This is a genomic window from Hymenobacter sp., from assembly GCF_031398885.1.
Classification (GTDB): domain Bacteria; phylum Bacteroidota; class Bacteroidia; order Cytophagales; family Hymenobacteraceae; genus Hymenobacter.
The window spans coordinates 16974-41518 of the sequence record NZ_JANNOD010000052.1 but is presented as its reverse complement, the minus strand read 5'-3'; the positions used below and the strand labels follow the sequence as shown (position 1 = coordinate 41518).

General features: G+C 62.8%; 18 protein-coding genes and 2 tRNA genes. 8 read left to right on the top strand and 12 right to left on the bottom strand.

Annotation, left to right across the window (positions count from 1 at the left end):
* The first annotated feature begins 23 nt into the window (after positions 1–23).
* The 5 genes from mltG (at position 24) to RMO51_RS09950 (ending at position 3192) form a co-directional block, all read left to right on the top strand.
* Positions 24–1106 (top strand): endolytic transglycosylase MltG, encoded by a 1083-nt coding sequence (gene mltG / locus RMO51_RS09970; protein WP_310394278.1) that lies wholly within the window; start codon positions 24–26, stop codon positions 1104–1106.
* Positions 1107–1226: 120 nt separating this feature from the next.
* The gene (locus RMO51_RS09965; protein ID WP_310394276.1) at positions 1227–1718 is read left to right on the top strand and encodes a thioesterase family protein; all 492 of its coding nucleotides are present in this window, start codon (positions 1227–1229) and stop codon (positions 1716–1718) included.
* A 109-nt stretch (positions 1719–1827) separates the two neighbouring features.
* Entirely contained in the window at positions 1828–2802 is a 975-nt protein-coding gene (locus RMO51_RS09960; protein WP_310394274.1) for a YihY/virulence factor BrkB family protein, read from the top strand.
* Positions 2803–2908: 106 nt separating this feature from the next.
* A tRNA-Ser gene (locus RMO51_RS09955) sits at positions 2909–2995 on the top strand.
* Positions 2996–3107: 112 nt separating this feature from the next.
* Positions 3108–3192, top strand: a tRNA-Ser gene (locus tag RMO51_RS09950).
* An 88-nt stretch (positions 3193–3280) separates the two neighbouring features.
* Here the strand turns inward: RMO51_RS09950 and RMO51_RS09945 are convergent.
* The 7 genes from RMO51_RS09945 to RMO51_RS09915 all read right to left on the bottom strand — a co-directional run bounded on the left by RMO51_RS09945 (position 3281) and on the right by RMO51_RS09915 (position 15007).
* Complete coding sequence (locus RMO51_RS09945) at positions 3281–4504, bottom strand: aldose epimerase family protein (protein WP_310394272.1); 1224 nt, start codon at positions 4502–4504, stop codon at positions 3281–3283.
* Between the two features lie 95 nt (positions 4505–4599).
* On the bottom strand, positions 4600–6081 hold the full coding sequence (locus RMO51_RS09940; protein WP_310394271.1) for a family 43 glycosylhydrolase: 1482 nt from the start codon (positions 6079–6081) through the stop codon (positions 4600–4602).
* Between the two features lie 212 nt (positions 6082–6293).
* A complete protein-coding gene (locus tag RMO51_RS09935) occupies positions 6294–7370 on the bottom strand; it encodes a glycoside hydrolase family 43 protein (RefSeq protein ID WP_310394269.1) in 1077 nt (358 codons plus the stop codon).
* Positions 7371–7473: 103 nt separating this feature from the next.
* Positions 7474–9126 (bottom strand): RagB/SusD family nutrient uptake outer membrane protein, encoded by a 1653-nt coding sequence (locus RMO51_RS09930; RefSeq protein ID WP_310394267.1) that lies wholly within the window; start codon positions 9124–9126, stop codon positions 7474–7476.
* Between the two features lie 43 nt (positions 9127–9169).
* Positions 9170–12280: a TonB-dependent receptor gene (locus RMO51_RS09925; RefSeq protein ID WP_310394265.1), complete on the bottom strand. Its 3111-nt coding sequence runs from the start codon at positions 12278–12280 to the stop codon at positions 9170–9172.
* 534 nt (positions 12281–12814) lie between these two features.
* A complete protein-coding gene (locus tag RMO51_RS09920) occupies positions 12815–13876 on the bottom strand; it encodes a glycoside hydrolase family 43 protein (RefSeq protein ID WP_310394264.1) in 1062 nt (353 codons plus the stop codon).
* 39 nt (positions 13877–13915) lie between these two features.
* Complete coding sequence (locus RMO51_RS09915) at positions 13916–15007, bottom strand: 1,4-beta-xylanase (RefSeq protein ID WP_310394262.1); 1092 nt, start codon at positions 15005–15007, stop codon at positions 13916–13918.
* Positions 15008–15172: 165 nt separating this feature from the next.
* On the opposite strand from RMO51_RS09915, the gene RMO51_RS09910 reads away from it, so the two are divergent.
* Entirely contained in the window at positions 15173–16375 is a 1203-nt protein-coding gene (locus RMO51_RS09910; protein WP_310394261.1) for a glycoside hydrolase family 43 protein, read from the top strand.
* A gap of 143 nt (positions 16376–16518) precedes the next feature.
* Positions 16519–16674: a hypothetical protein gene (locus tag RMO51_RS09905; RefSeq protein WP_310394259.1), complete on the top strand. Its 156-nt coding sequence runs from the start codon at positions 16519–16521 to the stop codon at positions 16672–16674.
* Between the two features lie 485 nt (positions 16675–17159).
* Here the strand turns inward: RMO51_RS09905 and eutC are convergent, their stop codons facing one another.
* The 4 genes from eutC to eat form a co-directional block, all read right to left on the bottom strand.
* The gene (gene eutC / locus RMO51_RS09900; protein WP_310394258.1) at positions 17160–17933 is read right to left on the bottom strand and encodes an ethanolamine ammonia-lyase subunit EutC; all 774 of its coding nucleotides are present in this window, start codon (positions 17931–17933) and stop codon (positions 17160–17162) included.
* A gap of 112 nt (positions 17934–18045) precedes the next feature.
* On the bottom strand, positions 18046–18693 hold the full coding sequence (locus RMO51_RS09895; RefSeq protein WP_310394256.1) for a VOC family protein: 648 nt from the start codon (positions 18691–18693) through the stop codon (positions 18046–18048).
* 151 nt (positions 18694–18844) lie between these two features.
* On the bottom strand, positions 18845–20233 hold the full coding sequence (locus tag RMO51_RS09890) for an ethanolamine ammonia-lyase subunit EutB (protein WP_310394255.1): 1389 nt from the start codon (positions 20231–20233) through the stop codon (positions 18845–18847).
* Between the two features lie 245 nt (positions 20234–20478).
* Positions 20479–21783 (bottom strand): ethanolamine permease, encoded by a 1305-nt coding sequence (gene eat / locus RMO51_RS09885; RefSeq protein WP_310394253.1) that lies wholly within the window; start codon positions 21781–21783, stop codon positions 20479–20481.
* A 142-nt stretch (positions 21784–21925) separates the two neighbouring features.
* Here eat and RMO51_RS09880 point away from each other — a divergent pair, with 142 nt between their 5' ends.
* On the top strand, positions 21926–22819 hold the full coding sequence (locus RMO51_RS09880) for a T9SS type A sorting domain-containing protein (protein WP_310394252.1): 894 nt from the start codon (positions 21926–21928) through the stop codon (positions 22817–22819).
* A gap of 245 nt (positions 22820–23064) precedes the next feature.
* On the opposite strand, the gene RMO51_RS09875 is transcribed toward RMO51_RS09880, so the two are convergent.
* Positions 23065–24471, bottom strand: a complete 1407-nt coding sequence (locus tag RMO51_RS09875; RefSeq protein WP_310394250.1) for a TolC family protein — start codon at positions 24469–24471, stop codon at positions 23065–23067.
* Positions 24472–24545 lie beyond the last annotated feature (74 nt).

The following is a 24545-nucleotide window of genomic DNA, read 5'->3' as shown; positions in this document are numbered from 1 at the left end:
CACCGGTTTCCTTACTGCTTCCCATGTCCCAGCCTGCCAAAAAGTCGGCCATTGAGTACCGCGACCAGGCCCTGCGCCGCCGCCGCCGCTGGGCCACCGTCAGCGTGGTGTTCACGCTCACGCTGGTGTGCTTCTCCTACTATTTCTACCAGGTCTTTTTCACGGCCAACATCGAAACCAAGGGCAAGCCCACCTACGTCATCGTGCCCCGCGGGGCCGACTGGCAGGCGGCCCTGAAAACCATCGACGCCACCGGCGTGGTGGTCGACAAGCTCTCGCTGCACTTCGTGGCCAAGCTCATGAAGTACCCCGGCCACGTGAAGCCCGGCCGCTACGAGCTGAAGAACGGCTACACCAACCGCGAGCTGGTGAACGTGCTCAAGGCCGGGCTGCAGTCGCCGCTCCGGCTCACCTTCGCCAACGTGCGCCTGCGCCGCGAGCTGGCCGACAAGCTCTCGGGGCAGATTGACGCCCGGCCGGCCCAAATCGACTCGCTGCTGGCCAGCCCCGGCTACACCCGCAGCCTGGGCTTCGACACCACCACGGTGCTCGGCATGTTCATCCCGAACACCTACGAGCTGTACTGGAACACCTCGGCCGAGAACCTGATGCGGCGCATGAAGAAGGAGTACGAGCAGTTCTGGACCCCGGCCCGCGACGCCCAGCGCGAAAAGCTGAAGCTGACTCGCGCCGAGGTGAGCACCCTGGCCAGCATTGTGGAGGCCGAGCAGCAGCAGCACGCCGACGAGCGCCCCCGCATCGCGGGCGTCTACCTCAACCGCCTCAAGCGCGGCATGAAGCTGCAGGCCGACCCCACCGTGGTGTACGCCAACCGCGACTTCGCCATCAAGCGCGTGCTCAACGTACACCTGCAGAAGGACTCGCCCTACAACACGTACATGTACGGCGGCCTGCCGCCCGGCCCCATCAACCTGCCCAGCATTGCCAGCATCGACGCCGTGCTGAAACCGGAGAGCAACAACTACCTATACTTCTGTGCCAAGGAAGACTTCAGCGGTTACCACGCCTTCGCGACCAACGAGCGGGAGCACACCATGAACGCGCGGCGCTACCAGGCCGCGCTGAGTAGAGCGGGCATTCGGTAGCCGCCGTGTGGCGCGCAGCCTTTGCTGCGCGCATCGGTGCGGAGCACCGAATAAGATACCGAACTTCATTCGCCGCTTGGCGGCGACAGGCGCAGCAAAGGCTGCGCTCCACAGCTAACTATGTACACTTCCGACACTCAAATCCGCGTGCGCTACGCCGAAACCGACCAGATGGGCTACGTGTACCACGGCAACTACGCGGCGTATTTTGAGGTGGCCCGCACCGAGTCGTTCCGGCGGCTGGGCATCCGCTACAAGGACCTGGAGGCCGAAGGCGTGGGCATGCCGGTGGGCGAGCTGCGCGCCCGCTTCCGGCGCCCGGCCCGCTACGACGACCTGCTCACGGTGCGCCTGCTGCTCAAGCAGCCCGCCGAGGGCTCGCGGGTGCTGTTTGAGTACGAGGTGTACAACGAGGCGCAGGAGCTGCTCACCGAAGGCCACACGCTGATGGTGTTTGTGGACACGACCACCGGTCGGCCGGTGCCGGTGCCGGCCAGCCTCCGGGCCCGGTTGGCGCCGTATTTTAGCGAGGACGAAGTGGACAGCCCCGTGCTGCCCACGCCCGGCGCCGTGCCGCCCGACGCGCCCGCGCCGGCCGCGTTTGGGAAGTGACGTTTGGGAAGTGAATTAAAAATTGAGAATTAAAAGTCAGGTCCTGATTAGACTATTGCTCGCTGCCTGCAGATTTTTAATTTTTCACTTTTAATTTTTAATTGAACAGATGAAAGCCCCCGCCATCCGCCGCTCCCGCTTCCCCGATGTGACCCAGCAGCGGCCCTACCGGCGCCTGATGGTGGGGCTGAAGCGGCTGCGGCTGCCCGGCGAGCAGGCCTCGCTCTACGACGTGCTCGACCGCATCATGCACGAGCTGCGGCTCGACAGCCTGGAGAAGCGCGCTGCTTACATGGCCTTCAACCTCACGGTGGCGCTGTTTCCGACCATTATTTTTCTGTTCACGCTCATTCCGTACATTCCCGTGCCGAACCTGAACGTGGACATCCTGCTGTTTCTGGCCGACTTCATGCCCCGCGAGCTGTACGCGGCCACGGCTTCCACCATCGAGGACATCGTGAACATTCCGCACGGGGGCCTGCTCTCCTTCGGTTTCGGCACGGCGCTGGTGCTCAGCTCCAACGGCATCATGGCGCTGCTCGACGCGTTTGAGAAGAAATACCCGTGGTTCAAGCACCGCAGCTACTTTCGCAAGCGGCTCATTGCCACGGTGCTCACCTTTGTGCTGTCGCTTATTCTAGTGCTGGCCATTGCCGGCATTTTCTTCGGCACTTACCTGATTGATGGGCTGGTGTTTTACGAAATCGTGCCCGAGCGGCTCACCGACCTGGTGCTAAAGCTCATCCGCTACGGCTCGCTGGTGGGGCTGTTTCTGAGCACGACGTGCGTCATATACTACTTCGTGCCGCCCGTGCATGACAAGTGGCCGCTGGTGTCGGCCGGGGCCATCGTGGCCACGCTGCTCATCTTTTTGGTGTCGTTCCTGTTCACGCTCTACGTTCGCATCTTCGACTCTTACAATACCTTCTACGGCTCCATTGGGGCGCTGGTGGGCTTCATGGTGTGGCTCGAATTCGTGTGCATGACCCTGATTATCGGCTTCGAAGTGAACGTGAGCATGGACGCTGTCACGGGCCGCCGCCGCCGGATGCTGGCCGAGCAACTGGCCGAGAAGCCCGAGTAGGAGCGGAGGGCGCAACGAGCATTCGTAAAAATAATTCGACGCGTAGGCTGCACCGTAGCGCATTCGTCCTTACTTTTGCGCTCCCCAATCACTCGGGGAGCTTGTCAGAGAGGTGGCAGAGTGGTCGAATGCGACGGTTTCGAAAACCGTTATACCGGCAACGGTATCGGGGGTTCGAATCCCCCCTTCTCTACTTTTTTCAGTGAGCAACTAGCAGTGAGCAATGAACAGCTCTCCGTCCGGCCCCAAACGGTTCGGCAGTTTGCTGCTTACTGTTAATTGCTAACTAAACTAATGAATGACCCAGAGAGCTGGCAGAGTGGTCGATTGCGGCGGTCTTGAAAACCGCTGACTGTAACAGGTCCGGGGGTTCGAATCCCTCGCTCTCTACAAAGGGCCCCGTTTCTGAATCAGAAACGGGGCCCTTTTTTGTGGAATGTACTTCTGGCAGGCAATTGCCGCTGCTCCGGCTGGTTGGCTACTTGCGCACGCCGAAGCGGTACTCCGTCACCGACTTAAACGTTTCGCCGGGCCGTAGCACGGTGCTGGGGAACTTTGGCTGGTTGGGCGAATCGGGAAAATGCTGGGTTTCGAGGCAGAAGCCGTAGTGCTGCACGTAGGCCACGTCGCCCTTGCCTTTCAAATTACCCTTCAGAAAGTTGCCGGAATAAAACTGCACGCCGGGCTGGTCGGTGTGCACTTCCATGGTGCGGCCAGAAACGGGCTCGTGCACGGTGGCGGCAAGGGCCGGCGTGGGGCGCATGGCATCGGCCAGCACCCAGTTGTGGTCGTAGCCGCCGGGCGCGGCGCCGGGCACTTGCTTGATGCGTTCGCCGATGGTGTGCGGCTGGCGAAAATCCATGGGCGTGCCGGCCACCGATTGCAGCACCCCGGTTGGGATGAGCGTGTTGTCGACGGGCGTGAACCGGTCGGCGTTCAGGGTCAGCTCGTGGCCGAGAATGTCCTTGGTTTGGCCGTAGCCCAGGTTAAAGTAGCTGTGGTTGGTGAGGTTGAGCACCGTGGGCTGGTCGGCGGTGGCGGTGTAGGCTATGCGCAGGGCGTCGTTGGCGGTGAGGGTGTACACTACCTGCGTGGTGAGGGTGCCGGGGTAGCCTTGCTCGCCATCGGCGCTCACGTAGCTCAGGGTCAGGGTTTGGCCCTCGGGGGAGGTGCCGGGCTGGGCCGTCCACAGGCGCTTGTCGAAGCCGCGGGTGCCGCCGTGCAGGGAATTGGGGGCGTTGTTGGTGGGCAAGGAGTAGGGTTTGCCATCGAGCGTGAATTTGCCGAGCTTGATGCGGTTGCCGTAGCGCCCAATCAACGCCCCGAAAAACGGATTTTCCTGCACGTACAGGGCGCTGGTGTAGCCCGCTACGTCGGCAAAGCCCAGCACCACATCGCCCAGCTTGCCGGCTTTGTCGGGCACGAGCATGCTGGTAAGCGTTCCGCCGTAGTCCGTGACGGTGGCCTTGAGGCCATGGGCGTTGGTCAGGGTAAACAGCTGCGCTTGCTGGCCGTCGGGCATTTTGCCGAAATCAGTGGAAACGGGCACGGTGCTGGGGGTTGATTGGCTGGAATCGGCGGCCGGAGCCGAGGCCGGGCTGCCTGCTGATACGGATTTGGTGGAAGGCGAAGAATTGCAGGCAGCCAGCAGCGCCAAGCCGGTGAGGCCGCCCGCTAAGCCGGCGCGAAAAGGTGAAATCATGCGATTGAAAAAAGTGAGAAAATAAATAAAGTACAGAGAAACGCCCGGCGGGTCCGGCTAAGTAGCGGACGGTGCCGGGCATTGGAAAGGGTGGTTCACGGCTGGCTGTTGAGCGCAAACCGCTCGAACGCGGCCGTAACCGAAGCCGGCCCCTGGGCGAGCACGCCCACCCGCACGCCCCGGTCCCAGGGTGGCAGAAACTGGCCGCTGACGGCCCCGTTGTTGACCAACGGATTGGTCCAGGTGGTGCCGTCGGTGCTCCAGGCAAAGCGGTAGCTGTTGCCGCCGGTTACCTGCATGCGCAACTGCACAGCCTTGTCCGCTGCCGTAGGGAGAGTGGCTTCGGCCAGAATTTGCTGCTTGCCGTCGCGCCGCTCCCACAACTGCAGCTTGCCGCCGCCGGCGGTGAGGGCCACGGCGTTTTTGGGGTCGCCGTGTGCCGCCAGGCCCGCGGCGGTGCCGGCCGGCAGCGCGGCCGGGGCCAGCAAGGTGGTGGTGGCCGTGTAGGTGCCGGTGAGCGTGTGCCGGCCCAGGGCCGCGCCGCCCTTGTCGGGGTGAGCAGTGAGGCGCAGTTGGCCGCCGCGCAGGGCAAACTGCGGCTTGTCTTCGATGGGCCACTGCCAGTCCAGGCCCAGCTTGGCGCCGGTAAACTCGTCGGTCACGGGCTGGGTCGCCACCGGGTTGCTGGCCCTGGCGCCGCTCTGCGCCCCAAATTCCGGCCAGTTGTCCGCCGTCCACGCAAACTCGGTGAGCAGGCCCTGGCGGCCCACATTCTCGAAGCTGCCCGCGGCGTAGGCGTGGTGCAGCAGGTACCAGCGGCCGTTGCGTTGGGTCACGGTGCCATGGCCGGGGCATTTCCAGGCGTCGGCAGCAGTCAAGATGGGGTTGCGCGGGTTTTTCTCCCAGGGGCCAAGCAGGCTTTTGGCCCGGGCCACGCCGGTGCCGTAACGGCAGCCCTGGCCGCAGCACCCGTTGGCGGCGTAAAAGGCGTAGAAGTAGTCGCCGTGGCGCACCATACTCACGCCTTCCACCAAGTTGCCCTCCCAGGTCGCCGTGTTCCGAAACAACTCTTTTTTCTCGTCCGTGAGGCTGGTGCGGGCTTCGTTCAGGGGCTGGGCCCAGATGGGCGTGGGCTGGTTGATGCTGTTGCCGTCCTCTTTCCAAATCAAATACAGCCGCCCCTTTTCGTCGCGTATCGGAAAGCCGTCGATGGAGCCGGCGGCCTGGCCCACCAGCGGGCCGTGGTCGGTGTAGGGGCCCTCGGGGCGGTCGGCGCTGGCCACGCCCACGGCCAGGTTGCCGCCTTTCTTGTGCGCCGAATAGAACACGTAGGTTTTGTTGCCTTCCTGCGTGATTTCCGGGGCCCAGAAGTAATAATCGGCCCAATCGGGCAGCTTGTCGGGAAAAACGTGCCCGACCAGTTGCCAGTCGGTCAAGTTGCTTGACTTGAGCAGGGGGAAGGCCGGCCCCCAGTTCGAGGAGGTGGCCGAAGCCCAATAGGTATCGCCAATCTTTACCACCGAAGGGTCGGGAAAGTCGCCGGGCAGCACCGGGTTGGCAACGGGCGCGGGGGCCACCGTTGCCGTTGCAGCGGCGGCCCCCGCGCCCGTTGTAGAGCTCTCCTTGCGCCCAGTTTCACTCGTCTGGGTACCCGTTGGGGTTCGCTGGCAAGCTACCGCCAGCAAGCCGCTAATTACAAGAAAAGATTTAAGCGTTGGGGAGGTAAGATGCATGTTTTCAACGAAAAAACAACTTGCTTGGCGGAGTTGCTCTTAATGATTTGAAAAAGCTACTCCCCGCCGGGGCGTGGAAGCGGTGTGCCAGTGGGAGCCGGCGTACCAAAATTGGGGGTGTCGTCGGCATTCCATTCAAACTTTTGGATTCGGGGATTGCGCGCACCACCGCAGCCTTGGTTGGGAGCCAGGTTGGCGTGGTAAATTACCCAATCCTCCTTGCCGTCCTTTGACGTGAAAAAAGCGTTGTGACCGGGGCCGTACGCGCGGTCGGCGGGGTCTTTGGTGAAAACCGGGGTGGGTGTCTTGGTCCAGGAGGCCGCGTTCATTGGGTCGGCAGTGCTGCCGGCTGAAAGGAGCCCAAGAGCATATTCGTCGGAACTACAGTGGCTGGCCGAATAAACGATGAGTGTTTTGCTGCCGTGCTTGATGACTTGCGGCCCTTCGTTCACATACGGGGTGTTGCTGCCGTACTGTTCCCAAGCATACTGGGGGCGGCTGAGCTGTGTGCGGGAGCCAGTGAGAGCAACAGGCGATGCCATGCGTGCGATGTACAGGTTCTGCTGTTCGGAACCCACTTCCTGACCAGACCACAGCAGGTAACGGTTGCCGTTCTGCTCCAAGATGGTGGCGTCAATGGCCCAAAGGTCTTGGCTGGATATGGCTATCTGTCCTTTCTCAACCCAGGTACCGGTGGTGGGGTCGGCGTTGGCATTCTCTAACACCCACAAACGCTGGCCACCGCAGCAGTTGCCGGGGCCCGCTGTAAAGTAGACGTACCACTTGCCATCCAGAAAATGAATTTCTGGCGCCCAGATGTCGCGGGAGTTCAGACCCGCAGCCGGCGGCGACCAAATGACTTTGCTCACCGCCGACCCAAGCTCACTCATTTTGGCGGTCTTCCACAAGGTAAGGTTGTTGCCAGTGGTGTGCATGTAGTAATAGAAGCCGTCTTTTTGTGTCACCCAAGGGTCGGCCCCCGAAGACAGTATTGGGTTGGTGAACGTGGTGGCGGTGGAAGTGGTGGGCGGCACGGACGGTGGCGTAGTGCCAGGGTCGGACGACTTTTTGCAACTCACCAGGCTCACCAGCAGAAGCGGAGCCAACAAGGACAAGCGGAGGAAGGAAAGCATCGTGAAAAGGGACTAAAAGGCATATTAGAAACATAACAGCCGCTCTGCTTATTTTGGCAGAGCGGCTGTTCTTGGTCAATCGCACTGGATATTTAACGTGGAGTTAATAGCCGGGGTTCTGCGTAAGACGCGCTAAATCCACGTCTTGCTGCGGCAATGGCAGAAACTGCGAGGTGCCGAGCCTGAAGGTATTGAACTGTGCATCGCGCTGCTTGAGCTCGTCGATACCGGACTGGGTGTTGAGCAAGCCGTAGCGCTGCAAGTCAAACCAGCGCAGGCCCTCGCCAGCCAACTCTGTCACCCGCTCGTGGCGAATTTGGGTGCGCATGGCCCCCTGGCCGGCCGAAGCCGCGGCTGAAAGGTCGGCCAAATCCACGCGCCGGCGCACTTGGTTGACGAGCGGCACGGCAGCACTGGTTTGACCTTGTTCGTTCAGGGCTTCGGCTTGCAGCAGGAGCACGTCCGCTAAGCGCATCACTCGAAAATTGATGGGGGAGTCGAAATTTTCTTCGCCAACGTAATAGTCGCTCTGGTATTTGCGCCAGTAGGTGCGGCCTAGGTTGAAGTTATCGCCGCGGTAGCGGTTGCGGAAGCCGTAAGTGCCAGCGGCAACGCCGGCCGGACGAGAACGGTCGTACACCAACGTGTCGCTGCTGAGCGGTAACGACGACGCAAAGGCGCGGTAATTGTAGAACACCGTAGCCGCCAGGCGCGGGTCGCGCTGCCCGGTAGTGGTGCCTTCCTGCAAAAATTCATTCACCACCCACGGCCGCACTTCGCAGTCGGTGAACCCCAGATTGGCGGTGCCGCCGTTTTGGGGCGGGCCGAAAAACTTGGGCCGCTGGAAGCCTTGGGCCGTGTTAGCATCCACGCCGCCCTGTCCGTCGGGGCCGCCGATGTTCAAGTCCAGAAATTGCACTTCAAAAATGCTCTCGGGGTTGTTTTCGGTGGTGTGACGAAAATTGTCGGTGTAGGCCGCCAGCGAATAGGGGCCGGCAATCACGAGGGCAAACTGGTCGCTGGCCAGCTTCCATTTCGATTGGCCGTTGGCGGTGAAGGCGGCGGGCTGCTGCATGTAAGCCTTGCCGAGCAACGTGCGCGCCGCGCCCACCGTGGCCCGGCCACGGTCGGTACCCGACGGGTAAGTAGCCGGCAGATTGGGCGTGGCACCCGTGCCAATGGCGGCCTGCAAGTCGCTGATGACCAGGGCCCATACTTGGGCTTCGGTGGCCTGAGCCGGACGGTAATCAAGGGTGCCTGGTTGGGTGGAGAGCGGCACGTTGCCGAACAGCGACACCAGGTTGAAGTAGCTCAAAGCGCGCAGGAAGTAAGCTTCGCTGACGATGCGAGTTTTGAGCGCGGCGTCCATCTCGATGCCGGGCACGTTGGCCAAAACCTGGTTGCAGCGGTCGATGGTGCGGTAGCTATCGCGATAGGCACTGCTGGTGACTTCAAAGTTGTAGTCCGTTTGCACGAACTTCGTCACTTCCTGCAGCGGGGTAAATGGGCTTTGGCTCCAGCCGGTGTCGTCGCGGCCGTCATACAGGAAGGAAAACCAACGGCGGTACGTGCCCACGGCCTGTAGGCCGGCGTAGCACGCGTTGGAGGCGCGCACGGCGTCGTCGCTAGATTTCCAGAACGTAGTTGTGGTGGCCAGGTTGGGGTTGTTCTGTTCGAGTAGGTTTTTCTCGCAACCCGTGCCCAGCAGCGTGACGGCGGCAGCCGCCGTCAGCAGGGTTTTTTTAGAAAGATTCATCACTGAATAAAAGTTAAAGTCAGGGAAAAGAAGCGGGCCACGATTAAAAGCCCAACTGGGCACCCACCGTGAACGAGCGCGGATTGGGGAAGGCGCCTTCGTCCACGCCGCGGGTCAGAAGCGAGCCGCCCTGTACCGGTGGGTCGCCCGCTATTCCGCCAACTGTTTCTGGGTCGTAGCCTGAGTAGTCGGTGACGGTGAACAGGTTTTGTGACGTCATGTAGAGGCGCAGGCTGCTCAGGCCCTTGGTTTTTTCCACCAGGGTTTTGGGAACGGTGAAGCCGATTTGCAAGTTTTTCAGGCGCAAATAGGAGCCGCTTTCCAGGAACCGCGTGGAATTGGCGAAGGTATTGGGGCCGCCCTGCTGGGCCAGGCGCGGGGTGGTGTTCGACGGGTTGCTCGGCGTCCAGGGCGAGAGGTCGGCCCGGTAGTTGGTCGGGTCATCGAAACGGCCCAGCCAGTAAGCGCCGGAGTTGTACACGTCGTTGCCCTGCACCCCCTGGAAGAAGGCCGCGAGGTCGAAGGCGCCGTAGCCACCCGTCAGGTTCAGGCCGTACTGCAGCTTGGGAAACACCCGGCCCACGTGGGCGCGGTCAGCGTCGGTGATTCTGCCGTCGCCGTTCACGTCCTTGTAGCGGATGTCGCCGGGCACCGCCGTGGGCTGGGCGCTGGTGGCGATGTTATCGGCGGTCTGGAAGATGCCGTCGAACTGGTAAAGGTAAAACGAGCCCACCTCGTAGCCAACTTCGGTGCGCGTCACGGCGTTGGGGCCTGCGTTGAAAAAGTTGGCGTTGGCACCCGAAGAGCCCAACTCCAGTACTTTGTTGTTGATGGTAGTCAAGTTGCCCGTGATGCTGTAGCGAAACCGGTCCTTGGTTTCATTGTACCCCACCAGCAGCTCAAATCCTTTGTTTTGAATGCGACCAATCTGCTGGAACGGGTCGCCACCGGCGTTGCCCAAAAACAGCGGAATTTGGGGGTTCACGTTGGCTTTGCGCGTTTCCGAGATGTAATAGTCGGCGCTCACAGTCACGCGGTTGTCCAGGAAGCCCAGGTCGATGCCGTAGTTCTGGGTGCGCCGCTCTTCCCAGCCCACCGAGCCAGAACCCAGGGCCGTCTGGATGGCGCCGTTGGCCACCACGCCCCCGAAGTTGTAGTTCACGTTGGGGTTGATGAAGGCTTGGTACAAGTACGAGCCGCCGTATGCTCCGTTAAGTTGGTCGTTGCCGAGGATGCCGTAGGAGGCGCGCAACTTCAGGTCGCTGACGGCGGTGATGCCCGAGAAAAAAGCCTCTTTCGAGACGCGCCAGCCCACCGAGCCCGCGCCGAAGTTGCCGTACTTGCGGTCAGCCGAGAAGCGCGACGAGCCGTCGCGGCGGAAAGCGCCGGTCACCAGGTAGCGGCCGTCGTAGTCGTAAGTAAGCTGGCCGAAGTAAGAGCGTTTGGCCCACACGTAAGTAGAGCCCACGGGGGGCAGGGGCGTGGCCCCGGCATCGAGCGCCCAGAAGAAAGTGGGGCCATTGCCGTAGCCCTGGGCCGCACCCTGGGTGAATTCAAAGCGGTTCTTCTGCTCCGAATAGCCGCCCACCACAGTTACGTTGTTCTTGCCAAAGCTTTGGTCAAAAGTCAGTGTGTTTTCCGCCAGCAGGAACGTTTCGTTGCCCTGCGCATCCACAAAGCCCGACACGGGCACGATGTTGTTGGGCGCCAAGCCGCCGGCCTGCTGTTGGCGTTGGTCGCGGAAGGCGCGGAATTGGGTGCCCAGGTTGAGGCGATAGCGCAGGAAATCAGTCAGAGCGAATTCCCCGAACACGTTGCCTTGCAGCTGGTTGTTGGTGCCAATATTGTTGAGCAGCTCTTGAGCTCCAATGGGGTTAGAGCCGAAGGTGGGGCGGTTGTTGGAGTCACCGTAGCCAAAGCCGCCGGGGTTGGCCGCGTCGAGCACCGGCGTGATGGGCGTGATGCGCAGAATGTCAATAAACGGCACCCCGTTAAGGCGCGTCTGGTTGGCGCGGGTCAGACCGATGTTCTCGCCCAGCTTCAAGCGGCCCTTAGTAAAGCCCGAATTCACGCGCAGGTTGTAACGCTGATATTTCGGACCGATAACCGTGCCGGTTTGGCTGAAGTAGTCGCCCGAAATGGCGTAGGTAGAGTTGGGACCGCCGCCCGAAAAGCCCAGGTTGTAGTTCTGCACCACGCCGGTTTTAAAGAATTCTTCCTGCCAGTCGGTGTCCACGCCCGAGGCAGTAGCAATGCCGGAAGGAACTGGTCGGTTGGCGTTGGCGTAGGATTGCGTGGCCAGGGACCGGTATTGCTCAGCATTGGCCAAGTCGTAGCGTTTGGCAAGGTTTTGCACGCCGGCGTAAGCGTTGAAATTGATGGCCGTAGTACCCGACTTGCCTTTTTTCGTGGTGATGATGACCACGCCGTTGGCGCCCGACACGCCGTAGGGCGCCAGCGCCGCAGCGTCTTTCAGCACCTGCACGCTCTCTACGTCCTGGGGCGTGAAGTCGCGCAGGCCGCCGGTCACCCACAAACCGTCAATGATGAACAGCGGGCCCGAGCCGTTGTTAATCGAGCCCACGCCGCGGATGTTGATGTTAGGCGTTTGACCCGGGGTGCCGCCAGAAGTTACCTGCACCCCGGGCAGGCGGCCCTGAATGGCTTCAGAAATCGTGGCTACTGGGGCGCGCCGCACATCCTGCGCACCAACTGTTGACACGGCTCCGGTTACATTTTGGCGTTCCTGCACCAGGTAGCCCACCACCACGGCCTCCGAGAGCTGCTGCACGTCGGTGGCCAGGCTCACGGTCACGGTCGTCTGTCCGTTAACGGGCACTTCCTGCGATAAGTAGCCCACCGACGAAATGAGCAGGGTGGCATCGGCGGGCGCATCAATGGAGAAGCCGCCATCGGCCCCGGTGGACGTGCCGGTGCTGGTGCCTTTTACCAGCACCGTTACGCCGGGCAGGCCCTCGCCCTTGTCGTCCAGCACGCGGCCCGTAATCACTTGCAGCGGGGCCATGGCGTGGCGGGCCGTTACTGCGTGCGGGGTGGCGATTGTGGCCCCAACTGCTGGCAGCGTGCACAAGGGCAGGCAGCACAGCAGCGCCGGTACAAATTGTCGGCGCAAACTCAGGTAAGATTTTTTCATTGTGAAAAGGGTTGGTGGGAATTTGGAATCATAGCAAGGCAAACGTTTGCACTACGGTACAGCGAGTAGTGGTAAGGGCCAATCGGGAACGCGGGAACGCAACGAAAATGCCTGGGAAAAAGCGGCCAGTAAAAGATGTTTATTGTCGAAAAAATAGGATTAGCCTATTTCGGGTTCGAGCCAACTGCTACGCAATAGTACCTACGATTCAAGAATTTGTCAAGAAAAGACAGAAAGTATTCAGGGGTAAGCAACCTTGAGCAAACCAACTGCAATACTTGAATTGCAGATGTTACCAAATTGTTCTTCATCTGTAATCTCGTCTTACTCTCATCCGGCTCAATGGTTGCATGAAGCGACTCCACAGGCCTGATTATCCCCTTTTAAATATACAAAAGTTTAACGAACGTTGGCACGCGCCCCGCAATTTTTAGCCGCAAAATCCGAGGTCGACGGGACTTGACCAGGGCCCTCGATGGGGCACGGCACGGCTTGTGGAACAACCGGACGAACCTCTGTGAGTTACCCCGGCGCCTATTCGCCCGAAGGGCGGGGCAGGGGCTGGCCCGGTGCCAGCGGCCGGCCAAACACCGGAGTGCCGTCGGCCCGCCAGGTGAAGGGCTGGGCCCGGGGCGAGCGGAACCGGCCGCAGCCTTGGCCGGGCTCGTCGTTGGCGTGGTAGAGTATCCAGTCCTCGGTGCCGTCCGGCGATTTGAAGAACGAGTTGTGGCCCGGAGCAAACACCTTGGCTGCCGGGTCTTGCTGAAACACCGGCGCGGTCGACTTGGTCCAGGAGCCCGGCAGCAGCAGGTCGCTGCCGGCTGAGGCCGTGAGCATGCCCAGGGAGTAGAAGTCGGTCCAGCAGCCGCTGGCCGAGTAAACGAGCACCAGCTTGTTGCCGCGGCGCAGCACCTGCGGCCCTTCGTTCACGTCGACGTGGGGCGGGTCTTGGGGGTTGTTCAGGTCGCCGTTGCGCTCCCAGGGGAAGACGGGTGTCGACAGCTTCACGCGCAGCCCTGCCACGGTCCAGGGGTTTTGGAGGCGGGCCAGGTAGATGTTTTGGCGGCCGTTCACGTCGCCCTCCCAGCCCGACCACACCAGGTACTGCTGGCCGTTGTTCTCAAACACCGAGCCGTCGATAGCCCATTTGTTGGAGCCATCGGTGACCTGGCCCTTGTCGGTCCATGTGCCTTGCAGGGGGTCGGGCGAGGCGTTTTCGAGCACCCAAAGCCGGTGGGTTTGGTTGGTGCCGGCGTCGGCGGCGTAGTAGAGGTACCACTTGCCGCCGAGGAAATGCAGCTCGGGCGCCCAGATGTCGCGGGAGTTGGGGCCGGTGGCCGGCGGGGTCCACACCACCTTGCTGGGCGCGGTTTTGAGTTGGCTCAGGGACTTGGTTTTCCAGAGCGTGATGTTGCGGCCGGTGGTGTGGGTGTAGTAGTAATAGCCTTTGTGGTAGATGCTCCACGGGTCGGCGCCGGTCGGCAGCAGGGGGTTGGTGAAAGTGGTCTTGAGGGCTGCCGGTTGCTGCGCAAAACCGGGCCCGGCCAGGAGCAAAGCTGTCCAAACGCAGAGCAGTCGGAGGCAGGAATAATTCATCTACGGGGGTCTCGTGAGGTGCTGCCGGGCTGGGCGGCGTTATTTTCCGTTTGTTTTCTTAATCAAATCTGTTTCGTCCTGGCGGTAGGGCACCCCGTCTCGCCGGAACACTTCATGAAACCACTCCACCGGCTCGCCACCGTCGGTAATGGGCAGGTCCCACTGGTACTTGGTGTTGGTTTTGCCGTCGACGAGGCCCCAGTTGATGGCGCCCACGTTTTGTTTCTTGAGCAGGGGCATGATGTTGGCGAAGCGGCTGTTGCGGGGCCGGGCCATGTACTCGGTGCAGATGAGCGGCCGGCCGTGGGTTTCCAGCAGCTCGATGATGCGCTGGTGGGAGGGCACCTCGTCGTAGCAGTGGTAGGTGATGATGTCGGAATTCAGGGCCTGGAACTTGTTCAGGGCCTCAAAATCCCAGTTCCAGAGGCCGATGCTCAGGGGCTGGTCGGGGCCCACGGCGCGGGCCCAGGCGAAGACGTTGCGCACCAACGGCAGCGAGGTGGCGAACTTGTCGGAGTTGCCGGGCTCGTTAAACAAGTCCCAGAGCAGGATGCGCGGGTCGTGCGCAAAGCTGCCGAGCACGTCCTGCACGTAGGGCTTGAGGGCGATGAACTTGCTGGAGTCGCGCGAAATGACGTCGCCGGGGTCCTGCATCCAGCCTGAGTTGTGCACGCCGGTTTTGGGCGCGGGCTGCGGGCCGGTTTGCGGCAGCTTGTTCCAGCAGTCGTCGAAGAATACCACGATGGTTTTGATGCGGTGCTTGTCGGCCAGGCCCAAATACGTGTCGAGGCGCTGCTTGAAGCCTTTGGGGTCTTGCTGCCAGGCCAGGCTGTGCAAAAACACGCGCATGGTGTTAAATCCAATGCCCTGGGCCCAGCCCAGTTCCCGGTCAATGGTAGTGGGGTCGAAGGTGGCGGCTTGCCACATTTCCAGTTGGTTGATGGCGGTGCTCGGGGTGAAGTTGGCGCCACTCATCCAGGGGTGGGCTTTGTACCAGGCGTTGGCCTTTTCCACGGACCAGCGCTGGCCTTGCACGGCGGCGGCCGCGCCTTTGCTTTTGGCCTTGGTTTTCTGCGCAAACGAGCCCGTGGAGGCCAGTGCCAGCAGCGCGAAGAGAAGTAGCTTTTTCATGGACTGAATCAGGGTGAAGGAAGCGTAAGCAAGTCCGGTTTTGGCAAGTGCCGCCGTGGCTCTCTGCCGGGCAGGGGCTCGGGCGTGGGGCCACGTGGCCTGGCCGCAGGTGGTTTTGCAACGGGAAAGATAGGGGCATTGGGCACTCGGAAGGTGTTTTGCGTAGTGGCTGGCACTGCGAAGGCCGTGGCGGTTCCGGTGCCGCAAAAGGACTGCCCCGACCACCAGTACGCCGCGCCTGCTCATATCTTGCCCGTTGCAAACCTGCTTTTCCTCACCGACGCCCCGCCCGCCATGCCCACCCGCCGAGACTTTATGCTGCAAGCCACCGCCGGCTTGGCTGCCCTATCCACAGCCAGCCAAGCCGCCGCCCGCGCCGCCGCTGGCACCTACACCAACCCCGTGTACGTCGGCCAATTCCCCGACCCCTTTGTGCTGCGGCACCAGGGCCGCTACTACGCTTTTGGTACTACGGGGCAGGGGCGCACCGCCGACGGTCGCATTTTCACTCTGCTCACCTCGGCCAACCTGGTGGACTGGAAAAGCGCCGGAGGGGGCCTTACACCGCCCCCCGGGGCCGAGGGCGCCGACTTTTGGGCCCCCGAAGTGGTGTACCACAAGGGCACATTTTACATGTACTACTCCAAGGGCGGCGGCGCCATCGACGCCACCGTGGGGCACCGCTTGCACGTGGCCACCAGCAAGCGCCCCGAAGGCCCTTATACCCAAGTGGCCCTGCTCGACGTGCCCGCCAGCAAGTTTACCATCGACGCCCACGCTTACCAGGACACCGACGGGCAGTGGTATTTGTTCTATGCCCGCGACTTCATCGACTCTGAGAACGGCTACCGCCCCGGTACTGGCTTGGTGGTCGACCGCCTGCTCGACATGACCCGCCTGGCCGGCGAAGGCCGCACCGTGATGCGCGCCCGTTACGACTGGACGGTGTTTGAGAAAAACCGCACCATGCCGCTTTACGACAACCAGACCTTCCCCGAGTGGCACACCCTGGAAGGGCCCTTCATCCGGCGGCACGGCGGCAAGTACTACTGTTTCTACAGCGGCGCCAACTTCCTCACGCCCCGCTACGGCGTGGACTACTGCGTGGCCGATGCCATCACGGGGCCTTATTCCGACAAAGGGGCCGAGCAAGGGCCGCGGGTATTGCACGCCGTGGCCGGCCACGTGCGCGGCCCCGGCCACCACTCCCACGTGATGAGCCTCGACGGCAAAACCGAATACCTCGCGTATCACGCCTGGAACCCCGACATGACCGAGCGGCAGTTCTGCATCGACCGGCTGGCCTGGACGGCCCAGGGCCCGCGCTGCGCGGGGCCCACCTACACGCCCCAGCCCCGGCCGTCTTAGGCGAGGCACCGGTGGGCTAACGCACCGGTGGCCGCGGCGGCTAACTGACCGACTGAAAGTTGCAATGCTGCCCGGAGCCGCCGCCAGCAACGGTTGGGCCCGGTTCGCCGTGGCAGGCACCCAACGTTGTGCTTACTGCGCCCATGCTCCAATTATATCCTTTGCTGCTGGCCGCGTTGCTGGGCCTGGCGGTTCCGCGCCGGGCGGCGGCCTACGCCGTGCTCACCCACCAGGCCAACTTGGTACTGGCGCGCGTCTGCGACGCAACCGTTGGCGTCTCGTCCTTGGGCTCATCGTGAAGCGTTTGGGGTAGGCGGCGCGCCCAACGAGACGCAAAATAGGGCAACGCTACCCTTTTTTAGCTGATGCAAACAGCTTCCTGGGCGTGCCAAGGCTTTTTTGGCATTCTGACTATTGTAAATCCGTGCCCGATTTGTGCGACTCCGCTCCAGCGTCACCCACTTTCCGGGCCCGACCAGACGATTCCCATCCTGACTTGTACGGTTGCTATCCGGGCCAACCCAAATGCCGTCTGGAGTTAAACGATTTACAGTCGGATTACTATTATTTCGATTCAGGCTCGGGTGATTTTTAGCCTGATTAAGCCAAAGGTGAATTTGCCTAAGCAATTCTCAACTCCTGTTTCCCAGGTACGACCCTACGGGGGCTGGAAGGGCGTAAGCCTTAGCCAGATGAAGTCTTACCACTGCTTACTTATGGCTTGTTAATCAGCAACTGGCAACTTATAGAAAGGACGCGAAGCACCGTTTTTTGTGCCGTCAATTCACGCCGACAGCAAGTCCGATTCATCCTTCAGGCCCACGCCCGATAGCTGGAGCCGCAACGCCTCGTGCAGCAGGTAAAACAGCTTATCCGCCGCGGCCGGGTACGTCAGCCCTTCTGGGCGGATGTTGGACACGCAGTTACGCGCCTCGTCCGTAAGTCCGGGCCGCGGGCCGAAGGTGAAGTAGGCCCCCAGGCTGTCGGGCGAGCTCAGGCCCGGCCGTTCGCCAATGAGCACCAGCACCAGCCGGGCCCGTAGCAGCTGCCCGATTTCATCGCCCAGGGCCACGCGGGCTTGCTCGGCCACCACCACCGCGCCCAGCCGGTGCCCGGCTTCCCGCAACCGGGGTAGTAGCAGGCGCAGCAGCGGCAGGGCGTGCTCGTTGCCGGCTGCCGCCGAGAGCCCGTCGGCCAGTACGATGACCAGGTCGCACTCGCCCGCGGCCTGCCCCGCTAATTCGGCTTTGGCAGATCCTGCCAACTGCCGGCCCCAATCGGGGCGCTGGAGGTATTCCGGGCGCGTGGCGGCCCGGCTGCGCGCCTGGTGCACGGGCAGCTCCAGCGGCCGCAGGTCGGTGAGCAGCTGCTCGGTATTCAGCACCGAATACACCGCGTCGCGGGCGTGGGCGTGGGCCAGCTTGAACGCCAGAGACTCGCGCAGCGGCACGCTCGTTCCCGTGCGCCCCAGCGCAATGCGGGCGGCGGTGAAGGCTTTGAGCGGAGCCCAGGGGTCGGGTTCGGGAGCGGTCGAGAGGGGAACGGGGGCGTCAGGCATGGCGAAGCTGGGGCTGTAACGGCCAAGTCAGGTTACGAAACAGCCCCGCAGCAGCGAAAAGAAGCACACGCGGCGAGGCGGTTGGGGAAATCAGGCGAGGGGCCGCGCCCTTTTAATATTTTATTGTCAGGGGGAACCCCTCGAAAACCTTGGTCCTGTTGGTTTTGTGGTTGTCGAAGAGCAAAACTAAATCGGGGCTACTGCTTGCGGTGAAGGCAATATCCGGTTCGTTTTGGAAGTGACGGACGAAGCTGTTTTGCGGGTCGAGCGACGGGACCCCAAACGTCGCGTTGGTTAAACGCACGAGGCCATTCGGGTGGGCAGTGGGCTCGTCGGACTTCTGGCGTGGCCCTTTGAAAGGCAGCCGAAACGTCCACGGCAAAGCGGGCTGCTCCGCGTTAGGAAGGACCTCAATCGCGGAACCAGGCGGAAAATAAGCGGGCTGGTAGGCCACGCTGGGGGTAAAGAGCGCGTCCGTGGAGTCGTCGTTGAGCAGGCACAGGCCAAATCGGGAATGAGCATTGGTTTGGAAATTAGCCCGCTCCCAGAGCTTGGTTGGCGCCAGCAAGTCGCTCCTCAACTCCTGCTCGTTTATCACCCAAAGGATTTCCAGGAAGAAGTTTTCGAAGTAAAACTTACGGTTGCGGGTTCCTTGCCCCGGGTGCGTCCGGCTGCTTCCTTCGGTAAAGCCGAAAGCCAGCAGTTCGTCGGCTTCGGCGCCGTGCCGGGCTGAAAAAATGAACACGTGGTCTATTGCCATGACGCTTCCTTTTGCCCGGTGCCGAAGCAGATAAACCAACCAGTTTCAACAACCGGCCGGCCGGGCTTGTGGCGTTGAAGATACAAAATGGCCTTCGTGGAAGTGGCGCCGCGATTGGATAGAAGCGCGATTGGCAGCAAGCCGTTTTTATTCACCGCAGCGCGGCCGGGAGCTGCGTCAGCAGCTTGGTGGCGCTGGCGGCGGGCAGCAGCTCGTTTTGCGCATCGAAGATGCCCTGCTGATTCAGCCAGGCCTCAAACTCGGGGGCCGGGCGCAGGCCCAGCACGCGGCGCAGGTAGAGCGCATCGTGGAAGGAGGTGGACTGGTAGTTGAGCATGATGTCGTCGGCCCCGGGCACGCCCATGATGAAGTTGCAGCCGGCCACGCCCAGCAATGTGAGCAGGGTGTCCATGTCGTCCTGGTCGGCCTCGGCGTGGTTGGTGTAGCACACGTCCAGGCCCATGGGCAGGCCCAGCAGCTTGCCGCAGAAATGGTCCTCCAGCGCCGCCCGGATGATTTGCTTGCCGTCGTAGAGGTACTCCGGGCCGATGAAGCCGACCACCGAGTTCACCAGCAGCGGCCGGAAGCGCCGGGCCACGGCGTAGGCGCGGGCCTCGCAGGTCTGCTGGTCGAGGCCGTGGTGGGCGTTGGCCGAAAGCGCGCTGCCCTGGCCGGTTTCAAAATACATCACGTCCTGGCCCACGGTGCCCCGGTTCAGCGCCAGCGTGGCTTCCCAGGCCTCCTGCAGCAGCGCTAGGCTGATGCCGAAGCTGACGTTGGCCGCCTCGGTGCCGGCGATGGACTGGAAGGTCAGGTCCACAGGCGCCTGCTGGTTGAGGAGCGCCAGCGTGGTGGTGACGTGGCAGAGCACGCAGGTTTGGGTGGGAATGGCGTACTGCTCGCGCACGGCGTCGAGCATCTGCAGTAGGTGGCGCACGGCCCGGGGGTTGTCGGTGGCCGGGTTGATGCCGATGACGGCGTCGCCGCTGCCGTAGAGCAGGCCGTCGACCAAGCTGGCGGCAATGCCGCGGGCGTCGTCGGTGGGGTGGTTGGGCTGGAGGCGGGTGGCCAGGTGCCCGCGCAGCCCCAGCGTGTTGCGAAAGCGCGTCACGACCTCGCAGCGGCGCGCCACGCCAATCAGCTCTTGGTTGCGCATAAGCTTGGACACGGCCGCTACCATCTCCGGCGTGAGGCCGGGCGCCAGCACCCGGAGCGTGGCCGCGTCGGCGGCGTCCGAGAGCAGCCAGTCGCGCAGCTGCCCCACGGTGAAGTGGCCGACGGGTGCCCAGGCCGCCGCGTCGTGGGTGTCCAGAATCAGGCGGGTCACTTCGTCCTGCTCGTAAGGCACCAGGGCTTCATCGAGAAACTGCCGCAGCGGCACATCGGCTAGGGCGTACTGGGCGGCCACCCGCTCCTCGTAGGTGGCGGCGGCCACGCCGGCCAGCACGTCGCCCGAGCGCAGGGGTGAGGCCCGCGCCAGCAGCGTTTTCAAGTCAGCAAACACGTAAGTGCGGGAGCCGATGGTGTGACGGTAGGACATGGCGTTGCGCTTAGTGAGGAATGGGAGATGAGCTTGCGAATGACCTCACCCCCGGCCCCTCTCCCGCGGAGAGGGGAGCCTGACACAAGATGTGAACATTGCAAACACGGCTAAATTTTAATTCTTTACCGACAACTGACTTTAATTTTTACCGAAAATCGTCAGGCTCCCCTCTTCTTGGGAGAGGGGCCGGGGGTGAGGTTTCCCAGGGCGGGTGCTTCGACAAGCTTGGCAGGACGGTCTGGCTAGTTATTTCTGCTGTTACGGTTGATTAGCCAGTACACGGCCAGCAGCCCCAGCAGGCCCGCCAAAAAAACGCCGCTTAGCCGCAGGTTGTAGTACACCAGCGCCCCCAGGCTTACCAGGCACAGCGCCAGCGCCATCAGCGGCACCAGCGGGTAGCCCGGCACCGCGAAGGGCCGGACCAGCGTCGGCTCGCGGCGGCGCAGGGCAAACAGGCTGAGCAGGCTGACGATGTACATCACCAGCGCCCCCAGCACCGAGAGGACGATGACCTGGGCGGTGGTGCCGGTGAGCAGCGCTACGCCGCCCACGGCACCGCCCGCCACCAGGGCCCAGTGGGGCGTTTGGCGGCCGTTGAGCCGGGCCAGGAAGCCGGGCAGGTAGCCGGCGCGGGCCAGGGCAAACACCTGCCGCGAGTAGCCGATGAGGGTGCCGTGAAACGAGGCCACCAGCCCAAACAACCCAATGCTGGCGAAGAAGCGGGTCCAGCCGCTGTCTTTGCCCAGCGCCAGGCCCAGGGCCTCGGGCAGCGGGTAGTCGATGCGGGCCAGTTGGCGCCAGTCGCCCACGCCGCCGGTGAGCACCATCACGCCCAGGGCCAGGCCCACCAGCGTGAGCAGGCCGTAGCCGTAGCCGCGCGGGATGGTGCGGCGGGGCTCGGCCACTTCCTCGGCCACCATAGCCACGCCCTCGATGGCCAGGTAAAACCAGATGGCAAACGGCAGGGCCGCGAACACGCCCGGCGCGCTCACCGGCACCGGATGGGCCAGGAAATTGGCCACTTTAAAATGCGGCGCCACCAGGCCCATGAACAGCAGCAGCTCGGCCACGGCCAGCACCGTGACCACCAGCGAAAAGTTGGCCGACTCCTTGATGCCCAGCAGGTTAATCAGCGTGAATGCCACGTAGCTGCCGAAGGCCGTGTAGAGCACCGGCACCGCGGGGTACAGAAAATGCACGTAGCTGCCCAGCGCAAAGGCAATGGCCGGCGGCGCGAACAGGAACTCGACCAGCGTGGCGTAGCCGGCCACGAACCCGCCCAGCGGCCCGAACGCCCGGTGCGCGTACGCAAACGGCCCGCCCGCCTGCGGAATGGCCGTGGTCAGCTCCGTGAAGCTGAAAATGAACGTGACGTAGAGCACCGTCACCAGCCCCGTGGCCACCAGAAACCCCACCGGCCCGGCCACCGCCCAGCCGTAGTTCCAGCCGAAGTATTCGCCCGAAATGACCAGGCCCACGGCAATGGCCCACAGGTGCAGCGGCGTGAGGGTTTTCTTCAGGCCGGGGGCGGGGCGGGGCTTCGACATGCAGCGAGGCAGCGTGAAATTTCCGCCTGAATATAGGCCCGGAAACGCGCCGCAAAGAAATGAAAGCCGCGGCTTAAACCCCGTCGCCGCCCGCGCATCTATAGGGAGCATTCTACTTCAAACTAGTGCTTAACTCATCGTCATGAAACTTACCGCTCCCAAATTTCTGGCCCTGCTGCTGCTCGTCGTCCTCTCGGCCACCCTGGCCGGTGCGGCCCGCGACGGCCGGTTCCGCCCGCGCGAAGACCGGCCCGTGCGCCGCGAAATCAAGGCCTACTTCCAGGCCAACGTGCTGCCCGTGTTGCGGCAGCAGCGGCAGCAGCTGGAGTCCCAGCTCACCGCCGCCGACCGCGCCCAGCTCGCCACCTACCGCGCCCAGCTGCAAGACGTGAAAGCTCGCGGCCAGGCCCTGCGCCGCAGCCTGCGCCCCGCAGGCGCCTCCCAAGGCCCTCGCCCGGCGCTGACCGACGCCCAACAGCAGCAGGTGCAGCAGCTGCGCGCCGAAGCTCGCGGCGTCATGCTGAACGTGGCCCAGCTGGCCCAGAAGTACGATGGCGCCATCGCCCAACTGGCCCGGGAAGTGCAGCCCCAGCGGGAAAAGTGGAGCACCGACATCCGGGCCATTGCGGCCAAAAACGCCACCCCCGAGCAGCAGCAAAAACTGGCCGCTTTCGGTGGCCGGATGCGCGGACACCACGGAACGCGCCGCTTCTTCAAGCCCGCCGCGTTCCTGCTCCTGGACCCCAACGCGCCCGCTACTGGCCCGACGGAGCCCGGCCTGGGCGCCACCAGTTTCTACCCCAACCCCACTGCGGCCACCAGCCAACTGGAGTACGAAGTGAAGAAGGCCGGGCCCGTCACCATTGACTTGCTCGACGACAACGGGACGAAGCTCCGCACGCTCCTGGCTGAAACCCAGCAGGAAAAAGGAACCCGCACCCAGCAGCTGGACCTGCGGGACTTACCGGCCGGCACCTATTTCTATAAAATCACCACCAAGTCCGGCTCGGAAACCAAGCGGTTTGTCAAAGAGTAGGACGCTTCGCTTAATGAGGAATGAGGAATTGCGCTTGCCGCACGGTAACTCCCTCCCCACATGGCTTAGCTTATTGGTGGTGCGCACTCTGAAACGCAAGAAGCCCCGGCCCGTGGCAGAGCTGGGGCTTCTTGCGTTTCAGCCTATTCGCTGAGCACCGGACGGATTGCTTCGTTGCACTCGCAAGGCCAATTCCTCATTCTTCATTCCTCATTCCTCATTAAGCGAAGCGTTCAAGCGCAGCGTCACTGCACCAGCCCGCCGCTCAGCCTACGCAGCACCGTTTCGGCTTGCTTGGCCTGAAAGCGGATGTCGAGCAGGCGCACCTCGGCGTCGAGCTGGGTGCGCTGGGCCTCGCGCAGCACGATGGGCGTGAGCAGGCCCAGGCGGTAGCGCTCCAGGGCAATGGCCACGTTTTCGCGCGCCAGCAGAATGTTAGTTTCCTCCAGTTCCAGCAGCCGCAGGCGGTTCTGGTACTGCGCGTACGCCTGCTGGGCGTCGGCTTCGATTTGCAGTTGCGTTTGGCCGAGCTGCAGCTGGCTTTGCTCCTCCACGATGCGGGCATTCTGCTCCAGCCGGTTGCGGTTGAAGCCGTCGAAGATGGGCACGCTGGCCACCACGCCGTAGTTCAGGCCGTAGGTGCGGCCGGTGTTGGTCACGAGCTGATTGCCGAAGAAGGCGGCGCCGTTCACATTGCGGTTCAGGCCGTAGCCCGAGGTGAGGCCCACCTGCGGGAAGCGCGAGGCCCGCACCAGCCGGCGGTCGTAGGTGGCCACGTCGGTGTTGGTTTTGGCCAGTTGCAGGCGCGGGTTGTTTTGCTGAATGCCCTGGGTGATGGCCGCCTGGTCCAGGTCACGGGTTACCACAATGGAGTCGGCGGGGCTGAAATCGAGGCGCGGCGTGCGGCCCAGCAGGTTGTTGAGGGTGATTTTGGCCGTGGTCAACAGTTCCTGCTGCTGAATCAGGGCCGACTGGTCGGCGTTGTAGTCCACGCGGGCCGTCAGCACTTCCACCTTGGCGCTCACGCCCACGTCCACGCGGCCCTGGGTGAGGTCGATGCGGGCCTGGCCGATTTTCAAAGCCTCTTCGATGGATTTGATTTTGCCCGACTCGCGCACCACGGCGTAGTACGCGTCCGTGATGTTGGCCACGGTTTCTTCCAGCGTGGCGCGGGTGAGCTGGCGCTGGCTTTGGTTGAGGGCCTTCAGCCGGTCGTAGGCAACGAACATGCCCAAGCCGTCGAAGATGGTCCACGTGGCGGCCACGTTGGCGTTGAGCAGGTTCGACTGCGCGTTGTTGGCGATGCTGGGCTCGGGCCGGCTCGATGATTCCTGCCGCACATTGTTGCGGTTGAAGGTGCGGGTGAGGTTGCCGTCCACCACCGGCAGCTGGCCGGCGTTGCCGCGCGTCACGTTGTTGGCGGCCACCTGCTCGTCGGTGCGCGCGAGGCGAATGTCGAAGTTGTTTTCCAGCCCAATCTGAATGGCCTGCGCCAGGGTCAGGGGCGGGGCGGCGGCCACCGTAGCGGGCTGCTCGGTCTGGGGCTTGGCCTTGGGCGCGGCAGTGGGCTTGCGCGGTACCAGCGCCGGCTTTTGGGCCTGGGCCAGGGCAGCGGCAACGAGCAGGAAAAAAAGAAATAGGTAACGGGACATCGAGTAAATTAAAGAACGTCAAACTCCCCTCCTTGCCACGGAGGGGACGCTGGCGCGAAGCGTCAGCTGGGGTG

Excerpts from the sequence above, each read along its gene's own strand:
- mltG (WP_310394278.1), top strand. The coding sequence starts at position 24 with ATGTCCCAGCCTGCCAAAAAGTCGGCCATTGAGTACCGCGACCAGGCC.
- RMO51_RS09965 (WP_310394276.1), top strand. The coding sequence starts at position 1,227 with ATGTACACTTCCGACACTCAAATCCGCGTGCGCTACGCCGAAACCGAC.
- RMO51_RS09960 (WP_310394274.1), top strand. The coding sequence starts at position 1,828 with ATGAAAGCCCCCGCCATCCGCCGCTCCCGCTTCCCCGATGTGACCCAG.
- RMO51_RS09945 (WP_310394272.1), bottom strand. The coding sequence starts at position 4,504 with ATGATTTCACCTTTTCGCGCCGGCTTAGCGGGCGGCCTCACCGGCTTG.
- RMO51_RS09935 (WP_310394269.1), bottom strand. The coding sequence starts at position 7,370 with ATGCTTTCCTTCCTCCGCTTGTCCTTGTTGGCTCCGCTTCTGCTGGTG.
- RMO51_RS09930 (WP_310394267.1), bottom strand. The coding sequence starts at position 9,126 with ATGAATCTTTCTAAAAAAACCCTGCTGACGGCGGCTGCCGCCGTCACG.
- RMO51_RS09925 (WP_310394265.1), bottom strand. The coding sequence starts at position 12,280 with ATGAAAAAATCTTACCTGAGTTTGCGCCGACAATTTGTACCGGCGCTG.
- RMO51_RS09920 (WP_310394264.1), bottom strand. The coding sequence starts at position 13,876 with ATGAATTATTCCTGCCTCCGACTGCTCTGCGTTTGGACAGCTTTGCTC.
- RMO51_RS09915 (WP_310394262.1), bottom strand. The coding sequence starts at position 15,007 with ATGAAAAAGCTACTTCTCTTCGCGCTGCTGGCACTGGCCTCCACGGGC.
- RMO51_RS09905 (WP_310394259.1), top strand. The coding sequence starts at position 16,519 with ATGCTCCAATTATATCCTTTGCTGCTGGCCGCGTTGCTGGGCCTGGCG.
- eutC (WP_310394258.1), bottom strand. The coding sequence starts at position 17,933 with ATGCCTGACGCCCCCGTTCCCCTCTCGACCGCTCCCGAACCCGACCCC.
- RMO51_RS09895 (WP_310394256.1), bottom strand. The coding sequence starts at position 18,693 with ATGGCAATAGACCACGTGTTCATTTTTTCAGCCCGGCACGGCGCCGAA.
- RMO51_RS09890 (WP_310394255.1), bottom strand. The coding sequence starts at position 20,233 with ATGTCCTACCGTCACACCATCGGCTCCCGCACTTACGTGTTTGCTGAC.
- eat (WP_310394253.1), bottom strand. The coding sequence starts at position 21,783 with ATGTCGAAGCCCCGCCCCGCCCCCGGCCTGAAGAAAACCCTCACGCCG.
- RMO51_RS09880 (WP_310394252.1), top strand. The coding sequence starts at position 21,926 with ATGAAACTTACCGCTCCCAAATTTCTGGCCCTGCTGCTGCTCGTCGTC.
- RMO51_RS09875 (WP_310394250.1), bottom strand. The coding sequence starts at position 24,471 with ATGTCCCGTTACCTATTTCTTTTTTTCCTGCTCGTTGCCGCTGCCCTG.